This window comes from Clavibacter sp. (genome assembly GCF_014802555.1).
GTDB lineage: Bacteria > Actinomycetota > Actinomycetes > Actinomycetales > Microbacteriaceae > Clavibacter > Clavibacter sepedonicus.
Map to the genome: position 1 here is coordinate 25,967 of NZ_JAAVCB010000067.1, position 18,844 is coordinate 44,810.

Sequence of the window (18,844 nt, forward strand, 5' to 3'; positions counted from 1 at the left end):
TCCGGTCCACAAGGGTAGGATCGAGGCATGGCCGAGCCGAGGATCACCGAGCGCGGGCGCCGCACCCGCCAGCGGATCATCGAGGCCACGGGCGAGCAGATCCTGGCCACCGGCCTCGGCGGCACGACCCTCGACGACGTGCGCGCCGCGACGCTGACGAGCAAGAGCCAGCTGTTCCACTACTTCCCCGGCGGCAAGATCGAGCTCGTGCGCGAGGTCGCCGAGTGGGAGGGCCGCCAGCTGATGGAGGCGCAGGAGCCGCACATCCACGACCTGGGCTCCTGGGACTCGTGGGAGGCGTGGCGCACGGGACTCGTGGACTACTACATCGGCCGCGGGCGGTGGGCGTGCCCCATCGGGTCGCTCGCCACGCAGGCCGCGGCCGTCGACGCCGAGCTCGAGCGCACGATCGCCGCGTCCATGCGCGCATGGCGCGCGTTCCTCGCGCGCGGGGTGGAGCGCATGCGCGAGGCGGGGCTCGTCGCCGCGACGGCGGATCCCGAGCGCATCGCGACCGTGATCCTCGCGGCGATCCAGGGAGGCCTGGTGCTCAGCCAGCCGGAGCGCTCGGCCTGGCCGCTGGAGGCGGCGCTCGACACCGCGCTCGCACCCCTGCACGTCATCCGCTCCCCCACCGCCTGACCCGTCGCACACTTTCGTGCGGGCCCGCGGAGGTGCCCGGCGTACGGTCGGACCATGGAATTCAGATACCTCGGCAACTCCGGCTTCAAGATCTCCGAGATCACCTACGGCAACTGGCTCACCCACGGATCGCAGGTCGAGAACGACACCGCGACCGCGTGCGTGAAGGCTGCGCTCGAGGCGGGGATCACCACCTTCGACACCGCGGACGTGTACGCCAACACCAAGGCGGAGACCGTGCTCGGCGAGGCGCTCAAGGACGAGCGACGTGCCTCGATCGAGATCTTCACCAAGGTCTTCGGCCCCACCGGACCCAAGGGCCACAACGACGTGGGGCTCTCGCGCAAGCACATCATGGACTCCGTCCACGCGTCGCTCCAGCGCCTCCAGACCGACTACATCGACCTCTACCAGGCGCACCGCTTCGACTACGAGACGCCGCTCGAGGAGACGATGCAGGCCTTCGCCGACGTCGTCCGCCAGGGCAAGGCGCTCTACATCGGCGTGAGCGAGTGGACCCCCGCGCAGCTCCGCGAGGCGCACGGCCTCTCCCGCGAGCTCGGCTTCCAGCTGATCTCGAACCAGCCGCAGTACTCGGCCCTCTGGCGCGTCATCGAGGAGGAGGTCGTCCCCACGTCCGCCGAGCTCGGCATCTCGCAGATCGTCTGGTCCCCCATCGCGCAGGGCGTCCTCACCGGCAAGTACAAGCCCGGCCAGGACCTGCCCGCCGGATCCCGCGCCACGGACGACAAGGGCGGCGCCGACATGATCTCCCGCTTCATGAACGACGACACGCTCACCCGCGTGCAGGCCCTCCAGCCGGTCGCCGACGAGCTCGACCTGTCGCTCGCTCAGCTCGCCGTCGCATGGGTGCTCCAGAACGAGAACGTCGCGTCGGCGATCATCGGCGCCTCGCGTCCCGAGCAGGTGCACGAGAACGTCAAGGCGTCGGGCATGAAGATCCCCGCGGAGCTCCTCACCCGCATCGACGACGCCCTCGGCGACATCGTCGAGAAGGACCCGTCGAAGACGAGCGAGAGCTCGCCGAAGGGGCGACTCGCCTGATCCGCAGCACCTGAATACGACGACGGCCCCGCTCGAGCATCTGCTCGAGCGGGGCCGTCGTCACGAGGCGCCTCAACCCGCCTTCGTCAACTCCGTCATTTCCGCGACCGCTTTCGCATACCTCTTGGAGAGATAGACCGCTGCGGACCGGGCAGCAGCGCCGCGCAGAGTCCAATTCCTGATCCAAGGCGGCGAGGACTTCCCCAGCGGCAGGAAGGCGGAGGCCAACATGAACGCAAACGAGGATACTAGGCTGGCCGCGCCGCTGGCCGCGTAGTTGCCGAGCATGAAGGCGCCTAGGGTGATCACGACTATCACGGCCATGGCCGACAAGATGTAGACGCTGGCGCGCTCGAATGCAGTCTTGGCCCTGTATCGATCTCTCACGACGTGGAACCCCGCAAAGACACCGAGCGCGGCGCCGCATGCCGCCAAGAGCACCGCGGCTGGAATGGTCGCCAAGGGACCACCGGTGACGGAGTAGAGGCAAGTGGCCAACGCCATCCCGACCACCGAGTTCGTCACCACGACCATCGCGACAGGTACTTCAGATCGACGCCGGACAGCCGCCAACCTGTGCCGACCCCAGGTCCGAATGCGCTTGGCGGCGGCCAACTTCTCGTCTTCGTCGAAGGCCAGGAAGCACCCGAGCTGAGCCGCAAGAAAGATGGTGAGCGTTACCGCGGGAACCTCAGCCACCAGAGCGCCTACTCGCCGGACATCGGAAAATGCAGCCACAAGAGTGAGAACGAATGCGGGCACAATAGAAGCGGCAAGCATCTCGGCGGCCAAGCTCAGATTCCGCCGGACGCCGGCTGTGCGACTCATGACCCATGACCCATCGACCCCCGAGGATCAGGACATAGAAGCCCAGAAGCACAGGAACGATGACGCCGAACTCCCATCCCACGTGGTTGATGACCACCGCTCCGATCTCTGCGCATCTTGCGACGTAAGCCGCAAACTGCTGCGCGCCGTTACCAGAATCCACCAAACCGATCATCGCCCCGGTGAACATACAGGCCACGAAGCTGAAAACCGATATCTCGCGAAGAGACTCCACGACAGGTCGCGTGGGCACGTCTTGCTCGGTGCTGCCAGATGCCAGAGCCATGGGAATCACACTAGCTGATGCGAGATGATCGAGAGGCGCGCGCGCAGCAAGTCACAAATAAGAAAGACCCGGATATCCGGGCTTTTTATTTTTTGCTATCTCAGTGCTGGGGTACCTGGACTCGAACCAAGAACAAAAGAATCAGAATCTTCCGTGTTGCCAATTACACCATACCCCAAGGCCCCGATGCGCGATCGGGCCTCGTCGAGTGTAGCCCACCGGCCGGATCCACGCCAAACCGGCGCGCGCCCGGCGGGCCGGCCGCCCCTCAGATGCGCGGCAGCAGGTCGCGGTTGATCGCGCTGGCCGCCCGCGCGCCGAAGCCGGCCGCGATGATCAGCTGCTGCGGGCCCGGCTGCGAGCTGTCGCCCGCCGCGTAGACGCCCGCGTGGGAGGTGCGGCCCTCGGCGTCGACGGCGATGTGGCCGTCGTGGTCCGTGTCGAGGTCGAGCCCTGCGAGGAAGTCGAGCGCGGTCGAGTAGCGCGGGCGCACGAAGCCGCCGGTGCGCGGGACGACGGAGCCGTCCTGCATCCGGATGCCGGTGACGACCGCGCGCTCGCCCTCGATGTCGGCCACGGGTCGGCGGTCGACGCGGATGCCGAGGGACGCGAGTCCGCGCTCCCCCGCCTCGTCGATGTGCGCGACGCCGTTCGTGAACACAACGATGTCGCGCGACCACTGCGAGAGCAGCAGGGCGCGCTCCACGAGGTCGTCGGTCTCGCCGATGAGGAACAGCGGCTCGTCGGCCTTCTCGTAGCCGTCGCACTCCATGCAGCTGTGCACGGCGGTGCCGTAGTAGGCGCGGATGCTCGGCAGGTCGGGCAGCGTCTCCACGAGGCCGGTGGCGATGAGGATGCGGCGCGCGTGCACCTCGCGGTCCGGCGCACGGCGCACGCCCTTGGCGCGGATCGTGAAGCCGCCCTCGGCGGGCTCCGCCGACTGCACGACGGCCAGCTGGAACTCGCCCTCGTCGTATGACTCCACCTCGACCTGGCCGAGCTTGCGGAGCTCGAGTGGGGAGATCCCGTCGCGCGTGACGAAGCCGTGCGACATGAGGGTCGCGGCGTTCCGCGGCCGGCTGCTGTCGAGCACGAGCGTGCGGCGTCGGGCGCGCACCAGGTTCAGCGCGGCGGACAGGCCGGCAGGACCCGCGCCGATGACGACGACGTCGTACGAGTCGCCGGTCACGATGGAGCCGGCGCCGGCATCCGAGCCGACCCCGGGATCACTCACCGAGCATCCCCGCGAGGCGATCGAGACGCGCGATGGTCTCGTCCTTGCCGAGCAGCACCATCGACTCGAACAGCGGCGGCGAGATGCGGCGACCGGAGATGCCGACCCGCAGCGGGCCGTAGGCGAGGCGCGGCTTCATGCCCATGCCGGTGATGAGCGTGTTCTGCAGCACCTCCTGCACGAGGTCGATGTCCCACTGCGTGTGCGGGACCCCGGAGAGCGCGCCACGGGAGGCGGCGAGCACCTCGGGGGCGTCGTCCTTGAGCGCCTGGACGGCCGCGTCGTCGTAGGGCAGCTCATCCGCCGTCGTGAAGAGGAAGGACAGCAGGTCGGGCGCCTCGCCGAGGAGCTGCATGCGCTCCTGGACGAGCGGCGCGGCCGCCTCGAGCATCCGCCGCTGGTCGTGCGTGAGCTCGGCGCCGACGACATCCGCGGCCTGCAGGTACGGCACGAGGCGCTGGGCGAAGTCGTCGAGCGCGAGCAGGCGGATGTGGTCGCCGTTCAGAGACTCGGCCTTCTTCAGGTCGAAGCGCGCGGGGTTCGGGTTCACGTCGGCGACATCGAACGCGGTGACCATCTCCATCCGGCTGAACACGTCCCGGTCGTGCGTGAGCGACCAGCCGAGCAGCGCCAGGTAGTTGATGAGGCCCTCGGGGATGAAGCCGCGGTCGCGGTGGTGGAACAGGTTCGACTCGGGGTCGCGCTTGGAGAGCTTCTTGTTGCCCTCCCCCATCACGTAGGGCAGGTGCCCGAAGCGCGGGATGGCGTCGGCCACGCCGATGTCGATGAGCGCGTGGTACAGCGCGATCTGCCGCGGCGTCGAGGAGAGGAGGTCCTCGCCGCGGAGCACGTGGGTGATCCCCATGAGCGCGTCGTCCACCGGGTTCACGAGCGTGTAGAGCGGGGCGCCGTTGGGGCGCACGAGCACGAAGTCGGGGAAGGATCCGGCCGGGAACGTGACCGTGCCGCGCACGAGGTCGTCGAACGAGAGGTCGGTGTCCGGCACGCGGAGGCGGAGTGCGGGCGAACGGCCCTCGTCGCGGAACGCCTGGCGCTCCTCCTCCGTGAGGTCGCGCTCGAAGTTGTCGTAGCCCATCTTCGGGTCGCGGCCGGCGGCGCGGTTGCGCGCCTCGATCTCCTCGGCCGTCGCGAAGCTCTCGTACAGGTGGCCGGATGCGGTGAGCTTGGCGATCACATCGAGGTAGAGGTCGGTGCGCTGCGACTGGCGGTACGGCGCGTGCGGCCCGCCGACGCCCTCGCCCTCGTCCCAGTCGATCTCGAGCCAGCGCAGCGCCTCGATGAGCTGCTCGTAGCTCTCCTCGCTGTCGCGCGCGGCATCGGTGTCCTCGACGCGGAAGACCAGCTTGCCGCCGGTGTGGCGGGCGTAGGCCCAGTTGAAGAGCGCCGTGCGGATGAGCCCCACGTGCGGCGTCCCGGTCGGGGACGGGCAGAACCGGACGCGGACGTCCGTCCCGGTAGCGGTGGTCACGGGGTGCGCGGTTGTCTCAGTCATCCTGGATCCGATTCTAGGGCGCGGGCGTGGCCTGGCCCGCGGTCCCCGGCTGGCCGTCAGCGCAGTACGGCTCCAGCAGGTCCCACCGGTCGTACTGGTCGCCGGGCGGGACGCCGCACTCGAGGAGGACGGCGCCGGCGTAGCGCGTCGGGTCGAGGCCCTCGAGCGTGCCGGATCCGCGGAAGGCGCCGTCGCAGCCCGTGACCGTCACGTGCGCGGACTGGGCGGAGCCGAGGTACCCGATCACGTAGCGGGCCGCTCGGTCGAGCACGGGATCGAACGAGGTGATCTGCAGCGGCCACCCGAACAGCGGCCCCACGAGGTCGCGGTCGCGGAGGTCCGCGGCAAGGAAGGCGGCCCAGGTGTCCGGCGGGGCGAGGCTGTCGGCGACCGGGGTCGCGGACCCGTCCCGCTTGTCGAGCTCCAGGCGGAGGGCCGGGCGCAGCGCGGTGTCGACGCGCGTCACGCGCTGCGTCGTGGAGCCGAGTCCGGGCTGCTCCCCCGCGCTCGGGATCCGCACGGTCATCACCCGCACGGCGAGCAGCTCGTCAACCGGGCCGGCCGCGGGCTCAGCCCAGTCGATGGAGAGGTCGGCGGGCGTGCATCCGGCCGGCAGCCCGAGCTCCGCGGCACCCGGGGTGGGCGACGGGGTCAGGGCCGCGGAGGGCGGCGCGGATGCATCCGGCGTCTCGAGCCCGTAGTCCGACACGTCGTAGACGCAGCCCGAGAGCAGCGCGACCGCCGCGGCCGCCAGCGCGAGGCGCGCCGCACGGCCGGTGCGGATCACGGTCAGGCGCGGGCGCGCGCGGGGTTGGAGAGCGTGCCGATCCCCTCGATCGACACCTCGACGACTTGGCCGTCGGTGAACGGGCCGACGCCCGCGGGCGTGCCCGTGAGGATCACGTCGCCGGGCAGCAGGGTCCAGACGCGCGACGCGAACGCGATGAGCTCGGGGACGGTGTGCACCATCTCGCTCGTGCGGCCCGACTGGCGGAGCTCGCCGTCGACGCGCGTCTCGATGAGCGCGTCCTCGAACGAGCCCTCGGTCTCGATGACCGGGCCGAGCGGGCAGAACGTGTCGTACCCCTTGGCGCGGGCCCACTGGCTCTCGGAGTGCTGGATGTCGCGGGCGGTCACGTCGTTGCCGATGGTGAAGCCGAAGATCGAGCGCGCTGCGTCCTCCACGGACACGTCGCGCGTGATCCGCCCGATGACGACCGCGAGCTCGCCCTCGTGCTCGACCCGCTCGCTGTCGGCGGGGAGGCGGATCGCGTCGTCCGGGCCGATGACCGAGGTGTTCGGCTTCAGGAAGATGAGCGGCGTGGTCGGCGCCTCGCTGCCGTGCTCGGCCGCGTGCGCGGCGTAGTTGCGGCCGACGGCGACGACCTTCGAGCGCGGGATCACCGGCGCGAGCAGGCGGGCGTCGGCGAGCGGCACGCGCTCCCCCGTGGTCTGGTAGCCGCTGAACATGGGGTCGCCGGAGAGGACGACCAGGTGGCCCTCCTCCTCGTCGAGGATGCCGAAGCGGGGGTCGTCACCGGTGCTGAAACGCGCGATCTTCACGAGACACGACCCTAGCCGTGCCGGCGGCGCGCGGCCGCCGGCACGGGCCGACGCGCGCTACGCGTCGAGACGCGTGAGCCAGCCGTGGCGGTCCGGGATCCGGCCGTACTGGATGTCGGTCAGCTCCTGGCGCAGCGACATCGTGAGCTCGCCCGCCGGCGCGTCGATGTCGCCCACGTCGAGGTCATCGCCCATCAGGCGGCCGATGGGCGTGATGACGGCCGCGGTGCCGCACGCGAACACCTCGGTGATCTCGCCGGACTCGATGCCGTCGGCCCACTCGGCCAACGTGACGCGCCGCTTCTCGACCGTCAGGCCGCGGTCGCGCGCCAGCTCGAGGATGGAGTCGCGCGTGATGCCCTCGAGGATGCTCTCCGAGTCCGGCGTGACGAGACGGCCGTCCTCGTAGACCAGGACGATGTTCATCCCGCCGAGCTCCTCGAGGTAGCGGCCCTCCTCGGAGTCGAGGAAGAGCACCTGCGCGCAGCCGTGCGACGCGGCCTCGGCCTGCGGGAGGAGCGAGGCGGCGTAGTTGCCGCCGCACTTGGCCGCGCCCGTGCCGCCCTTGCCCGCACGGGAGTACTGCGTGGAGAGCCAGATCGAGACGGGCGCGACGCCGCCCGTGAAGTAGGCGCCCGCCGGGCTCGCGATGACGTAGTAGCCCACGCGCTGGGCGGCGCGCACGCCGAGGAAGCTCTCGTTGGCGATCATGAACGGGCGGAGGTAGAGGCTCTGCTCGGCGGCCGACGGCACCCAGTCGATGTCGGCTCGGACGAGCTGCGTCACCGACTCGACGAAGTCCTCGGTGGGCAGCTCCGGCAGCGCGAGGCGGCGGGCCGAGCGCTGGAGGCGGGCGGCGTTGCGGTCGGGGCGGAAGGTCCACACGGATCCGTCGGCGTGGCGGTACGCCTTCATCCCCTCGAAGATCTCCTGGCCGTAGTGCAGCACGCTCGCGGCGGGATCCAGCTGGAGCGGCCCGTACGGGACGACGCGGGCGTCGTGCCAGCCGGCGTCGAGGGTCCAGTCGATCTGGACCATGTGGTCCGTGAAGTGCTTGCCGAAGCCGGGGTCCGCGAGGATCGCCTCCCGCTCGGCGTCGGCGCGGGCGCTCTCCGACGGGGTCTGCTCGAAGGACAGGGGGAAGGCGGTGCCGGTGCTGCTGGTGGAGGCTGTGCCGCTGGTGGAGGCTGTGCTGCTGGTGGAGGCTGTGCTGCTGGTGGAGCTCATGTGGTCCTTCAGTGGTTCGTGGAGAGGGCGCGGAGGATGGCGTCGCCGACCTCCGCGGTGGATCGGGGTGCCGCGTCGCCCGTGGCACGCGCGGCGAGGTCGTCAGAGACCGCCGCCGAGACGCGCGCCGCGGCCTCCGAGAGGCCCAGGTGGTCGAGCAGGAGCGCGACCGAGAGGATCGCGGCGGTCGGGTCGGCCTTCTGCTGCCCGGCGATGTCGGGCGCGGATCCGTGCACCGGCTCGAACATGCTCGGGAACGCGCCGGTCGGGTTCACGTTGCCCGACGCCGCGAGGCCGATGCCGCCCGAGATGGCCGCGGCGAGATCGGTGATGATGTCGCCGAAGAGGTTGTCGGACACGATGACGTCGAAGCGCGACGGGTCGGTGACCAGGAAGATCATCGTGGCGTCGACGTGCAGGTAGTCGACCGTGACGTCCGGGTGCTCGGCGGCGACGCGGTCGACGGTGCGCTGCCAGAGGGATCCCGCGAAGGTCAGCACGTTGGTCTTGTGCACGAGGGTGACGCGCTTGCGGTCGCGCTTCTCGGCCAGCTCGAACGCGAACCGCACGGTGCGCTCCACGCCGTGCGCCGTGTTGACGGACACCTCGGTCGCGATCTCGTGCTCGGTGCCGCGACGCAGCACGCCGCCGTTGCCCGCGTACGGGCCCTCGGTGCCCTCGCGGACGACCACGAAGTCGACCTGGCCGGGCGCGGCGAGCGGCGATGCCACGCCGGGCAGCAGGGCCGTCGGCCGCAGGTTGATGTAGTGGTCGAACGCGAAGCGCAGCTTGAGCAGCAGGCCGCGCTCGATGATGCCGCCGGCCAGGCGCGCGTCGCGGGGGTCGCCGCCGACGGCGCCGAGCAGGATCGCGTCGTGCTGCGCGAGCGCCGCGAGGTCGGAGTCGGTGAGGATCTGCCCCGTCTCGAGGAAGTGGCCGGCGCCGAACGGGTACTGCGTGGTGTCGAGCGACACGTCCGCGGGGACCGCCTCCCGGAGCACGCGGAGGGCCTCGTGGACGACCTCCGGACCGATGCCGTCCCCGGGGACGACGGCGAGCGAGATGGTGCGGGGCATGGATCCTCCCGGGACTCGTGGCTTTCCGGACAGGCTACCTGTCCGTCGACTGGCCCCGCTCGCTAGGCTGTGCCGACCCCGACCGCACGACAGAAGGACACCACCATGAGCATCGGACTCGGCATCTTCCTCGTCGTCCTGCGGGCGATCCTCGCCTTCGCGGTCGACATCACCGTCCCGGGCGTCGACCTGCAGCTCGTCGGCTACATCCTCATGGGCAGCGGCGCACTGGTGATCATCATCGGCGTCGCGCTCCTCGCCCGCCGCCGCACGGCCGTCAGCGAGACGCGCACCAGCATCGACCCCGCCACCGGCCAGCGAGTCACGCGCCGCGAGCGGTCGGACGACAACCTCATCTGATCGGCTCCCCGGACGCGCTGCCGCGTGCCGCGAGCGCTCAGTCGTGCGAGCTCGCACGGCGGAGGCTCGTCAGCGAGATGACGATGGCCCCGACCATGAGCGCCGCGCCGATGATCGAGGTCGTCACCACGCCGCCGTCGAACGCCTGGTGCGCCGACTCGAGCAGCGCGGCCCCGACGTCGGCCGGCACGCGCTCGGCCACCGAGACCGCTCCCCCGAGCGTCTCCCGCGCCGCGGACGCGTCGCCGTCGGAGAGGCCGGCGGGCAGCACGAGCCCGGTCCGGTAGCTGGCCGTGAGGATGCTGCCGAGCACCGCCGTGCCGAGCACCGCGCCCACCTCGTACGCCGTCTCCGACACCGCGGACGCCGCGCCCGCCTTCGCCGGCGGGACGGCCGCGATGATCAGGTCGTTGGAGATGGTCTGCGACGCGCCGATTCCCGCGCCCAGCAGGCAGAACGCGAAGACGAGGAGCCCGACGGACGCGCCCCTCCCCGTCGCCGCGAGGATCACGTAGGCGACGGCCGAGAACGCGAGCGCGATCGCGACGACGCGGGACGGACGCGCGCGGGCCACGATCGGCACGATCACCAGCCCCGAGACGATGACCACGACGGATCCCGGGATGAGCGCGAACCCGGCGGCGAGCGGGTCGAGCCCCGCGACCAGCTGGAGGTGCTGCGTCACGAAGAAGAGGAAGCCGACGAGCGAGACGACGCTCAGCAGGTTGACGAGCACCGCCCCCGTGAAGACCGGCTCGCGGAACAGCGCGACGTCGAGCATGGGGTTCCGTGCCCGCGACATGCGGCGGACGAAGAGGATCCCCGCGACCACGCCCACGACGGGCGCGGCGATCGCGAGCGGCGTGACGCCCTCGGTCGCGAAGGTCTTGATCGCGTAGACGATGGGCGCGACCGTCGCGAGCGACAGCAGGATCGCGATCCCGTCGATGGGCCCCGGTGCCGGGTCCTTCGACTCGGGCACGAGCACGGGCGTGAGGATCAGCAGGGGCAGCAGCACGGGCACGGCGACGAGGAACACCGATCCCCACCAGAAGTTGTCGAGCAGCACGCCGCCCACGAGCGGGCCGAGCGCGGATCCGCCGGAGAAGCCCGACGCCCAGATGGCGATGGCGAGGCGGCGCTGCTTCCGGTCGGTGAAGATCGAGCGCAGGAGCGAGAGCGTGGAGGGCATGAGCATCGCGCCGAAGAACCCGAGCGCGGCGCGGGCGGCGATGAGCTGCGACGCGTCGGTCGCGAACGCGGCGAGGGCCGAGACGAGGCCGAAGCCGGCCGCGCCGATCATGAGCAGGCGGCGGCGCCCGTAGCGGTCCCCCATGTTGCCCATCGCGACGAGGAGACCGGCGAGCACGAGCGGGTAGGCGTCGATGATCCAGAGCTGCGCGGCGCCCGACGGCTCGAGGTCGCGCGCGATCGACGGCATCGCGAAGCTCAGCACCGTGTTGTCGATCGAGACGAGCAGCACCGGGAGCATCAGCACGACGAGCGCGGCCCACTGGCGTCGCCCGGCCCGGCCGGCGACGGCGGTCACGGGGACGGATGCGGTGCGAGGCGTGGACATGACGGGGCTTCCTGACGTCGGGATGCGGGGTGCACGGCGTACTGGCGGGGCCGCGGGAGCGACCGGGATCACTGTACCGTCCGGTCGGTACAGTGGGCAACTCGCCGCTACGCTGGATCCATGCCCGCCACACCGCCCGACGACCCCGCACGCGCGCCCGAGCCCGACGCCGGATCCGACCCCGCGTCCTCCTCCGCCGGGAGCGCCCGCGACCGGATCCTCGACGCCTTCGAGGAGCTGCTCGTGCAGCAGGGTGAGCGCGGCACGACCCTCGAGTCCGTCGCCGCCGCGGCCGGCGTCTCCAAGGGCGGGCTGCTCTACCACTTCGGCGGCAAGGAGGCGCTCGTCGACGGCCTGCTCGCCCGCATGGCCGCGCTCGCGCAGGCGGACGTCGCGCGCCTCCGGGCGGCCGAGCGGGGACCGGTCGACCTGTGGATCCGCAGCTCGCTGTCCACGGCCACGCCCTTCGACCGCGCCTACGTCGCGACCTCCCGGCTCGCGCAGGGCAACCACCCGCGCGCCCGCGACACGCTCACGCACCTGCAGGACGAGTGGGCCGCCGTGATCCTCGAGGCCGTGGGCGACCCGGCCGTCGCGCGCGCCGTGCTCCTCATCGGCGACGGCCTCTACTACAACAGCGCGCTCCAGCCGTGGCTCGGCGGCTCCGCTCCCGCCGACGAGGCGCTCGACGAGCTCATCCGCGTGGTCGACGACCTCGTGCGGATCCGCTCGACCCGCGGCTGACCGGGCCCGCCGCCCACGGATGCGCCGACCCCGGACGCACGTGAGGGCGGCCGCCGCAGCAGCCGCCCTCACGGTGGTCGATCCGACCGGGTTCAGTCCGCGATGTCGATCTCGCGCAGCGACGTGGTCTGGATCGCCCGCCGCACGTTCTCCAGCACGCCGTCCGGCACGGGCGAGTCGACGCTGAGCACGCTGAGCGCGCGACCGCCGGCCTCCTGGCGGGCGATCTGCATGCCCGCGATGTTGACCTCGGCGTCACCGAACTCCTTGCCGTAGACCGCGACGATGCCGGGGCGGTCCTCGTACTTCATGACGATGAGGTGGCGGCTGAACGGCACCTCGACGTCGTAGCCGTCGATCTCGACGAGCTTCTCGATCTGCTTCGTGCCCGTGAGCGTGCCCGACACCGACACCTGCGTGCCGTCGGACAGCGCGCCGCGGATGCTGAGCACGTTGCGGTACTCCTCCGACACGGCGTCGGTGATGAGCCGCACCTCGAGCCCGCGCTGCTCCGCGAGGAGCGGCGCGTTGACGTAGGAGACGTTCTCGCTCACGACGTTGGTGAACACGCCCTTGAGCGCCGCGAGCTTGAGGACGCTCACGTCGTATCCCGCGAGCTCGCCGCGGACGACCACGTCGATGCTCGTGAGCGCCTCGTGCGCGAGACCCGAGAACACCTGCCCGAGCTTCTCCATCAGCGGGATGCCGGGGCGCACGTACGGGTCGATGACGCCGCCGGCGACGTTCACGGCGTCCGGCACCAGCTCGCCGCCGAGCGCGAGGCGGACGCTCCTCGCCACCGAGACGCCCGCCTTCTCCTGGGCCTCGTCCGTGGAGGCCCCGAGGTGCGGCGTGACGATGATGTTGTCGACCTCCAGCAGCGGCGAACCCGTGGGCGGCTCGCTCACGAACACGTCGAGGCCGGCGCCCGCGATGCGCTTCGACTTGAGCGCCGTGTACAGCGCGTCCTCGTCGATGATGCCGCCGCGGCTCGCGTTGACGATGCGCAGGGACGGCTTCGCCAGCGCGAACTGCTCCGTGGAGATGAGCCCCGTGGTGTCGGGCGTCTTGGGGATGTGGATGGTGATGAAGTCGGACGCCTTCATCAGCTCGTCGAGCGGGAGGAGCTGCACGCCCAGCTGCTGCGCGCGGGCCGGCGTGACGTAGGGGTCGTACGCGACGAGCGTGGCGCCGAAGCCCGCGAGGCGCTGGGCGACGAGCGTGCCGATGCGGCCGAGGCCCACGATCCCGATGGTCTTCTCGTACAGCTCGACGCCCGTGAAGGACGAGCGCTTCCAGAGGCCCTGCTTGAGCGAGGCGCTCGCGTCCGGGATGAAGCGGGCGAGCGAGAGGATGTGGCCGATGGCGAGCTCGGCGGCCGAGATGACGTTGGAGGTCGGCGCGTTCACGACCATGACGCCCGCGGTGGTCGCGGCCTTGATGTCGACGTTGTCGAGGCCCACGCCCGCGCGGGCGACGACCTGGAGGCGCGGCGCGGCGGCGATGGCCTCCGCGTCGATCTTCGTGGCGGAGCGCACGAGCACGGCGTCGGCCTCCGCGAGGGCCGCGAGCAGGGCGGGGCGGTCGGTGCCGTCGACGGATCGGACGTCGAAGTCGGGCCCCAGGGCGTCGACGGTGGCGGGCGAGAGTTCTTCGGCGATGACGACGACGGGCTTGGTCAAGAGCGGTCCTTCGGGCGGGGGCGGCTGGGACCCTCACATGCTAGTGGCCCCAGAATGGGCGGATGAGCGATGTGACGTGGGCTGCGATCCAGCTCGCCGTGCGGATCCTGCTGGCCCTCGTCTTCATCGGGATGGGCGTCAACCACTTCGTGCCGAAGGCCGCGCAGGCCATGGCGGCGATCATCCCGCCGTCGTTCCGCCGCCCCGGCGTGCCCTCTCCCCTGGCGCTCGTGCGGTTCACGGGGCTGTGCGAGATCGCGGGCGGGATCGGCCTCCTCGTGGAGCCGGTGCGCCTCGTGGCCGGCATCGCGCTGGCGGTGTTCCTGGTCGCGGTCTTCCCCGCCAACGCCTTCGCCGCCCGGCATCCCGATCGCTTCGGCCGCATCGCGATCCCGCTGGTGCCGCGTCTCGTGGCGCAGGTCGTGCTGATCGCGCTGGTGCTGTTCGCCGGCTGGCCGCTGTAGCGGTCCGCCGCTAGACGAGCGGCAGCAGCTCCGCGAGCCCGACCGTGAGCGCGCTCGCGGCGGCCAGCCCCGCGAGCATCACGAGGACGCGCGCGGGGACAGGCCGGCCGCGCGTCGCGAGCGCCGCGAGGACGAACGCGACGACCGGCACGAGGATGGCGCCGACGAGCGTCGCGAGGGTGCCCGGCCGGAGCGATCCGCCGAACGCCGTCGCGATGTCGCGGAAGGCCGTGTACTGGTCGACGGCCTGCCACACCAGGACGCCGTGGGCGAGCGCGCCGAGGATCCCGACGACCCAGCCCGCGCGCGTCGGCCGACCACGACGCGCGCGCGCGGGCGCGGTCGCGGAGTCGGCGACGGGCACCCGGTCGCCGCTCATCGGGTCACCACCCAGGGCCACGGGAAGAGGACGACGGCGCCCGCGGCGAGCACGACCATGCGGCGGCCGACGCGCATCCCGCGCAGGGCGGCGACGACGGCGGCCACCCACAGGGGCGGCGCGAGCACCGTGAGGGCCTCGGTCGCCTGCGCGACGCCGACCTGGAACGCGGATCCGGCGCTCGACGGGTTGTCGCGCACGACGAAGAACCAGGCGATGGCCTCGAGCACCGCGACGGCGCCGAAGAAGGCGAGGCCCACCACCTCGGGCGAGGCGTCGGGGGCGGCGCTGCCGTCGTCGATCGCGCGGGCGTGCGGCTCGTCGGATGCGGACGTCGCGGCTCCGGACGCCGCGGCCCGGCGCGCGGCCGTCGCCCCGAGGGCCGACGCCCGGCCGCCCTCGGTCGCGGGGCTTGCGCCAGGGCGACGCCGCGGCACCGCACGCTGCGGCTCGGGCGATCGGGCGAGCGTGGGATCCGCGTCCTCGCCGGCCCAGCTGAGGGCGTCGTCGTCGGGGGTGCGTGGCATCCCACGATGGTACGTGCTCGGATCCGGACGCCCGCTCCTCACGCACTCCGGCACCTGCCCCGGACGCGCAGACGCCCGGACGCACGAGGCGACCGGGCGTCCGGCGGTGCGGGTGCGGCGTCGGCTAGCGGGCGACCGAGCCGTCCGTGTAGTCGTCGTCGGCCTTGTTCCACGCGAAGAGCTTGCGCAGCTCGCGGCCGGTCGACTCGATCGGGTGCTCCTCGCCCTTCTTGCGCAGCTCGAGGAACTCGGGCGCACCGGCGTCCTGGTCCTTGATGAAGCGGTCGGCGAACGCGCCGGACTGGATGTCCGCGAGGACGGCCTTCATGTTCTCCTTGACGTCCGGCGAGATGACGCGCGGGCCGGAGACGTAGTCGCCGTACTCGGCCGTGTCGGAGATGCTCCAGCGCTGCTTCGCGATGCCGCCCTCCCACATGAGGTCGACGATGAGCTTGAGCTCGTGCAGCACCTCGAAGTACGCGATCTGCGGCTGGTAGCCCGCCTCGATCAGCGTCTCGAAGCCGTACTGCACCAGCTGCGAGGTGCCGCCGCAGAGCACGGCCTGCTCGCCGAAGAGGTCGGTCTCGGTCTCCTCGGTGAAGGTCGTGCGGATGCCGCCGGCGCGGAGGCCGCCGATGCCCTTGGCGTACGACCACGCGAGGTCCCACGCCTTGCCCGACGCGTCGACCTCGACGGCGACGATGACGGGCACGCCGCGGCCGGCCTCGAACTCGCGGCGCACGGTGTGGCCCGGGCCCTTGGGGGCGACGAGGACGACGTCGACGCCCTCGGGCGCCTCGATGTAGCCGAAGCGGATGTTGAAGCCGTGGGCGAAGACGAGCGTCTTGCCCTCGGTGAGGTTGTCGCGCACGCTGTCGGCGTAGAGGCCGCGCTGGTGCTGGTCGGGCGCGAGGATGACGATCACGTCGGCCCACGCGGACGCGTCGGACGGCGTCTTCACCGTGAAGCCCTGCTCCTCGGCCTTGGCGCGGCTCGTCGAGCCCTCCTTGAGGCCGATGACGACCTCGACGCCGGAGTCGCGGAGGTTCAGCGCGTGCGCGTGGCCCTGCGAGCCGTAGCCGATGACGGCCACCTTGCGACCCTGGATGAGCGAGAGGTCGGCGTCCTTGTCGTAGACGATGTCAGTCACGTGATGGATCTCCTTGTTCTGTCGTCCCCGCGGGAGGTGCGAGGGGCGGTCGTGCCTGGCCGCCCCGCGCTCGGCGGGGCGTGGGTCGTGCGGGCGGGTACGTGCGTGGGAGTGCGGCGGACGGAGGTCGCGGCGCGGGGGGGAGCCTAGCGCCCGACCCCGCGTCCCGCCGGGTCGGTCCTAGGCGGTGCGGAAGACGCGGTCGGTGATGGACTTGGATCCCCGGCCCATGGCGAGGAGCCCCGACTGCGCGAGCTCCTTGATGCCGAACGGCTCGAGCACGCGGAGGAGGGCCTGGGCCTTCCCCGAGTCGCCCGTGACCTCGATGATCAACGCGTCGGTGGCCACGTCGACCACGCGGGCGCGGAAGAGGTTCACGGCCTCGAGCACCTGGGAGCGCGTCACGTTGTCGACGCGCACCTTCACGAGCAGGTGCTCGCGCTCGACGGCCTGGCCGGGATCGAGCTCCACGATCTTGATGACGTTGATCAGCTTGTTGAGCTGCTTCGTCACCTGCTCGAGCGGCAGCGCCTCGACGTCCACGACGACCGTGATGCGGGAGAGGCCCTCGATCTCGCTCGCACCGACCGCGAGCGACTCGATGTTGAAGCCGCGGCGGGCGAACAGGCCCGCGACGCGGGTGAGGAGTCCGGGCTTGTCCTCCACCAGGAGGCTCAGGATGTGGCTCACTTCTCGGTCCTCCCGGTCTCCGCGAGGTCGTCGTCCCAGTCGGGCGCGTGGTCGCGGGCGTACTGCACGGCGCTGTTGCTGAGACCCTGCGGCACCATCGGCCACACCATCGCGTCGCGGCTGACCACGAAGTCAATGACGACGGGCCGGTCGTTGGTGGCGAGCGCCAGGCGGATCGCGTCGTCCACCTCCTCGGGCTTCGTCACGCGGATCCCGAGGGCGCCGTACGCGTCGGCCATCTTCACGAAGTCGGGCACCATGCGCGTGCCGCCTCCCGTGTTGAGGTCGGTGTTCGAGTAGCGGCCCTCGTAGAAGAGGGTCTGCCACTGGCGCACCATGCCGAGCGACGAGTTGTTGATGATCGCGACCTTGATCGGGATGTCGTTGATCGTGCAGGTGGCGAGCTCCTGGTTGGTCATCTGGAAGCAGCCGTCGCCGTCGATGGCCCACACGTGGCGGTCCGGCTGGGCGACCTTGGCGCCCATCGCGGCGGGCACCGAGTAGCCCATGGTGCCGGCCCCGCCGGAGTTGAGCCACGAGTTGGGGCGCTCGTACTTGATGAACTGCGCCGCCCACATCTGGTGCTGGCCGACGCCCGAGGCGAACACGCCCTCCGGCCCCGTGATCTCGCCGATGCGCTGGATGACGTACTGCGGCGCGAGCTGGCCGTCCTCGGGCGGCGTGTAGCCGAGCGGGAACTCCTCGCGGAGGCCGTCGAGGTAGGTCCACCAGTCGGCGATGTCCTGCTCGACCGCGGAGGCGGCCTTCGCCTCGCGGAACGCGACCGCGAGGTCGGCGATGACGTCCTTCGCGTCGCCCACGATCGGGACGTCGGCGATGCGGATCTTGGAAATCTCGGCCGGGTCCACGTCGACGTGGACGACCTTCGCGTTCGGCGCGAAGAGCGACGCCTTGCCCGTGACCCGGTCGTCGAACCGGGCGCCGAGGGACACGAGCAGGTCGGACTCCTGCAGCGCGAGCACCGCGGGGACCGTGCCGTGCATCCCGGGCATGCCGAGCTGCTGCGGGTGGGAGTCGGGGAACGCGCCGCGCGCCATGAGCGTCGTGACGACGGGGGCGCCGACCGCCTCGGCCAGCGCGAGGAGCTCCTCGTGCGCCTTGGCGCGGATCACGCCGCCGCCCACGTAGAGGACGGGCTTCTTCGCCTCGACCAGCAGCTGCGCGGCGGCCTGGATCTGCTTGCCGTGGGCCTTGGCGACGGGACGGTAGCCGGGCAGGTCGATCTTCGGCGGCCAGTGGAACGGCGCCTCGAGCTGCTGCGCGTCCTTGGTGATGTCGACGAGCACGGGGCCCGGGCGGCCCGTGGAGGCGATGTGGTAGGCCGACGCGATGGTCGACGGGATGTCCTCGGGCCGCGTCACCAGGAAGCTGTGCTTCGTGATGGGCATCGTGATGCCCACGATGTCGGCCTCCTGGAAGGCGTCGGTGCCCATGAGGGTGGAGAAGACCTGGCCCGTGATCGCGAGGAGCGGCACCGAGTCCATGTAGGCATCTGCGATGGCCGTGACCAGGTTCGTGGCGCCGGGACCGGAGGTCGCGATGCAAACGCCGGTGCGTCCGCTCGAGGACGCGTAGCCCTCGGCGGCGTGACCGGCGCCCTGCTCGTGGCGGACGAGGATGTGGCGCAGCTTCGTCGAGTCCATGAGCGGGTCGTAGGTGGGGAGGATGGCGCCGCCGGGGAGGCCGAAGATGTCGTCGACACCGAGGAGCTCGAGGGTGCGGACGACCGCCTGGGCCCCCGTGAGGATCTCGTCGCCCTGGTGGGCGGTCGGCGCCTGCGGCGTGGGGGGCGGGGTGGGCAGAGCTGGCATGGG

Annotated in this window: 19 protein-coding genes and 1 tRNA gene; 5 read left to right on the forward strand and 15 right to left on the reverse strand. The window is 71.4% G+C overall.

All coding sequences use genetic code 11. The features are described 5' to 3' along the window. The first annotated feature begins 27 nt into the window (after nucleotides 1-27). Together HDR73_RS07455 and HDR73_RS07460 are read left to right on the forward strand one after the other, a co-directional pair. On the forward strand, nucleotides 28-642 hold the full coding sequence (locus HDR73_RS07455; RefSeq protein ID WP_287136299.1) for a TetR/AcrR family transcriptional regulator: 615 nt from the start codon (nucleotides 28-30) through the stop codon (nucleotides 640-642). A gap of 54 nt (nucleotides 643-696) precedes the next feature. Further along, nucleotides 697-1,707 (forward strand): aldo/keto reductase family protein, encoded by a 1,011-nt coding sequence (locus HDR73_RS07460; RefSeq protein WP_012298810.1) that lies wholly within the window; start codon nucleotides 697-699, stop codon nucleotides 1,705-1,707. Between the two features lie 72 nt (nucleotides 1,708-1,779). Here HDR73_RS07460 and HDR73_RS07465 read toward each other — a convergent pair whose 3' ends face one another. The 8 genes from HDR73_RS07465 to HDR73_RS07500 form a co-directional block, all read right to left on the reverse strand. Then, nucleotides 1,780-2,406: a hypothetical protein gene (locus tag HDR73_RS07465; protein ID WP_041464502.1), complete on the reverse strand. Its 627-nt coding sequence runs from the start codon at nucleotides 2,404-2,406 to the stop codon at nucleotides 1,780-1,782. Between the two features lie 521 nt (nucleotides 2,407-2,927). Further along, nucleotides 2,928-2,999: transfer RNA gene (locus HDR73_RS07470), tRNA-Gln, on the reverse strand. Between the two features lie 90 nt (nucleotides 3,000-3,089). Further along, nucleotides 3,090-4,055 (reverse strand): NAD(P)/FAD-dependent oxidoreductase, encoded by a 966-nt coding sequence (locus HDR73_RS07475; protein WP_223842754.1) that lies wholly within the window; start codon nucleotides 4,053-4,055, stop codon nucleotides 3,090-3,092. Further along, nucleotides 4,048-5,568, reverse strand: a complete 1,521-nt coding sequence (gltX, locus tag HDR73_RS07480) for a glutamate--tRNA ligase (protein ID WP_012298806.1) — start codon at nucleotides 5,566-5,568, stop codon at nucleotides 4,048-4,050. The genes HDR73_RS07475 and gltX overlap by 8 nt, the downstream gene beginning before the upstream one ends. Nucleotides 5,569-5,581: 13 nt before the next feature. Next, a complete protein-coding gene (locus HDR73_RS07485; RefSeq protein WP_012298805.1) occupies nucleotides 5,582-6,355 on the reverse strand; it encodes a hypothetical protein in 774 nt (257 codons plus the stop codon). A 2-nt stretch (nucleotides 6,356-6,357) separates the two neighbouring features. Then, nucleotides 6,358-7,131: a fumarylacetoacetate hydrolase family protein gene (locus HDR73_RS07490; protein ID WP_012298804.1), complete on the reverse strand. Its 774-nt coding sequence runs from the start codon at nucleotides 7,129-7,131 to the stop codon at nucleotides 6,358-6,360. 57 nt (nucleotides 7,132-7,188) lie between these two features. Continuing rightward, complete coding sequence (locus tag HDR73_RS07495; protein WP_012298803.1) at nucleotides 7,189-8,358, reverse strand: branched-chain amino acid aminotransferase; 1,170 nt, start codon at nucleotides 8,356-8,358, stop codon at nucleotides 7,189-7,191. An 8-nt stretch (nucleotides 8,359-8,366) separates the two neighbouring features. Further along, nucleotides 8,367-9,434 (reverse strand): 3-isopropylmalate dehydrogenase, encoded by a 1,068-nt coding sequence (locus HDR73_RS07500; protein WP_012298802.1) that lies wholly within the window; start codon nucleotides 9,432-9,434, stop codon nucleotides 8,367-8,369. Nucleotides 9,435-9,539: 105 nt separating this feature from the next. On the opposite strand from HDR73_RS07500, the gene HDR73_RS07505 reads away from it, so the two are divergent. Next, nucleotides 9,540-9,794, forward strand: a complete 255-nt coding sequence (locus HDR73_RS07505; RefSeq protein WP_041464501.1) for a DUF6458 family protein — start codon at nucleotides 9,540-9,542, stop codon at nucleotides 9,792-9,794. Between the two features lie 37 nt (nucleotides 9,795-9,831). Here HDR73_RS07505 and HDR73_RS07510 read toward each other — a convergent pair whose 3' ends face one another. Further along, nucleotides 9,832-11,373 carry an MFS transporter gene (locus HDR73_RS07510; RefSeq protein ID WP_012298800.1) on the reverse strand — a complete coding sequence of 514 codons (1,542 nt, stop codon included), beginning with the start codon at nucleotides 11,371-11,373 and terminating at the stop codon, nucleotides 9,832-9,834. 120 nt (nucleotides 11,374-11,493) lie between these two features. On the opposite strand from HDR73_RS07510, the gene HDR73_RS07515 reads away from it, so the two are divergent. Beyond that, entirely contained in the window at nucleotides 11,494-12,117 is a 624-nt protein-coding gene (locus HDR73_RS07515; protein WP_012298799.1) for a TetR/AcrR family transcriptional regulator, read from the forward strand. A 92-nt stretch (nucleotides 12,118-12,209) separates the two neighbouring features. Here HDR73_RS07515 and serA read toward each other — a convergent pair whose 3' ends face one another. After that, nucleotides 12,210-13,799 (reverse strand): phosphoglycerate dehydrogenase, encoded by a 1,590-nt coding sequence (gene serA, locus HDR73_RS07520; protein ID WP_012298798.1) that lies wholly within the window; start codon nucleotides 13,797-13,799, stop codon nucleotides 12,210-12,212. 62 nt (nucleotides 13,800-13,861) lie between these two features. On the opposite strand from serA, the gene HDR73_RS07525 reads away from it, so the two are divergent. Next, entirely contained in the window at nucleotides 13,862-14,263 is a 402-nt protein-coding gene (locus tag HDR73_RS07525) for a DoxX family protein (protein WP_012298797.1), read from the forward strand. A gap of 10 nt (nucleotides 14,264-14,273) precedes the next feature. On the opposite strand, the gene HDR73_RS07530 is transcribed toward HDR73_RS07525, so the two are convergent. The 5 genes from HDR73_RS07530 to HDR73_RS07550 form a co-directional block, all read right to left on the reverse strand. Next, on the reverse strand, nucleotides 14,274-14,642 hold the full coding sequence (locus HDR73_RS07530) for a hypothetical protein (protein WP_012298796.1): 369 nt from the start codon (nucleotides 14,640-14,642) through the stop codon (nucleotides 14,274-14,276). Beyond that, the gene (locus HDR73_RS07535) at nucleotides 14,639-15,169 is read right to left on the reverse strand and encodes a hypothetical protein (RefSeq protein WP_041464500.1); all 531 of its coding nucleotides are present in this window, start codon (nucleotides 15,167-15,169) and stop codon (nucleotides 14,639-14,641) included. The genes HDR73_RS07530 and HDR73_RS07535 overlap by 4 nt, the downstream gene beginning before the upstream one ends. 124 nt (nucleotides 15,170-15,293) lie before the next feature. Beyond that, nucleotides 15,294-16,319 carry a ketol-acid reductoisomerase gene (gene ilvC, locus HDR73_RS07540; protein WP_012298794.1) on the reverse strand — a complete coding sequence of 342 codons (1,026 nt, stop codon included), beginning with the start codon at nucleotides 16,317-16,319 and terminating at the stop codon, nucleotides 15,294-15,296. Between the two features lie 180 nt (nucleotides 16,320-16,499). Beyond that, the gene (ilvN, locus tag HDR73_RS07545; protein ID WP_012298793.1) at nucleotides 16,500-17,009 is read right to left on the reverse strand and encodes an acetolactate synthase small subunit; all 510 of its coding nucleotides are present in this window, start codon (nucleotides 17,007-17,009) and stop codon (nucleotides 16,500-16,502) included. Beyond that, nucleotides 17,006-18,841, reverse strand: coding sequence for an acetolactate synthase large subunit (locus HDR73_RS07550; protein ID WP_012298792.1), 1,836 nt, complete (start codon nucleotides 18,839-18,841; stop codon nucleotides 17,006-17,008). The genes ilvN and HDR73_RS07550 overlap by 4 nt, the downstream gene beginning before the upstream one ends. Nucleotides 18,842-18,844: the final 3 nt, after the last annotated feature.

Excerpts from the sequence above, each read along its gene's own strand:
- HDR73_RS07455 (WP_287136299.1), top strand. The coding sequence starts at position 28 with ATGGCCGAGCCGAGGATCACCGAGCGCGGGCGCCGCACCCGCCAGCGG.
- HDR73_RS07460 (WP_012298810.1), top strand. The coding sequence starts at position 697 with ATGGAATTCAGATACCTCGGCAACTCCGGCTTCAAGATCTCCGAGATC.
- gltX (WP_012298806.1), bottom strand. The coding sequence starts at position 5,568 with ATGACTGAGACAACCGCGCACCCCGTGACCACCGCTACCGGGACGGAC.
- HDR73_RS07495 (WP_012298803.1), bottom strand. The coding sequence starts at position 8,358 with ATGAGCTCCACCAGCAGCACAGCCTCCACCAGCAGCACAGCCTCCACC.
- HDR73_RS07500 (WP_012298802.1), bottom strand. The coding sequence starts at position 9,434 with ATGCCCCGCACCATCTCGCTCGCCGTCGTCCCCGGGGACGGCATCGGT.
- HDR73_RS07505 (WP_041464501.1), top strand. The coding sequence starts at position 9,540 with ATGAGCATCGGACTCGGCATCTTCCTCGTCGTCCTGCGGGCGATCCTC.
- HDR73_RS07510 (WP_012298800.1), bottom strand. The coding sequence starts at position 11,373 with ATGTCCACGCCTCGCACCGCATCCGTCCCCGTGACCGCCGTCGCCGGC.
- HDR73_RS07515 (WP_012298799.1), top strand. The coding sequence starts at position 11,494 with ATGCCCGCCACACCGCCCGACGACCCCGCACGCGCGCCCGAGCCCGAC.
- HDR73_RS07525 (WP_012298797.1), top strand. The coding sequence starts at position 13,862 with ATGAGCGATGTGACGTGGGCTGCGATCCAGCTCGCCGTGCGGATCCTG.
- HDR73_RS07530 (WP_012298796.1), bottom strand. The coding sequence starts at position 14,642 with ATGAGCGGCGACCGGGTGCCCGTCGCCGACTCCGCGACCGCGCCCGCG.
- HDR73_RS07535 (WP_041464500.1), bottom strand. The coding sequence starts at position 15,169 with ATGCCACGCACCCCCGACGACGACGCCCTCAGCTGGGCCGGCGAGGAC.
- HDR73_RS07550 (WP_012298792.1), bottom strand. The coding sequence starts at position 18,841 with ATGCCAGCTCTGCCCACCCCGCCCCCCACGCCGCAGGCGCCGACCGCC.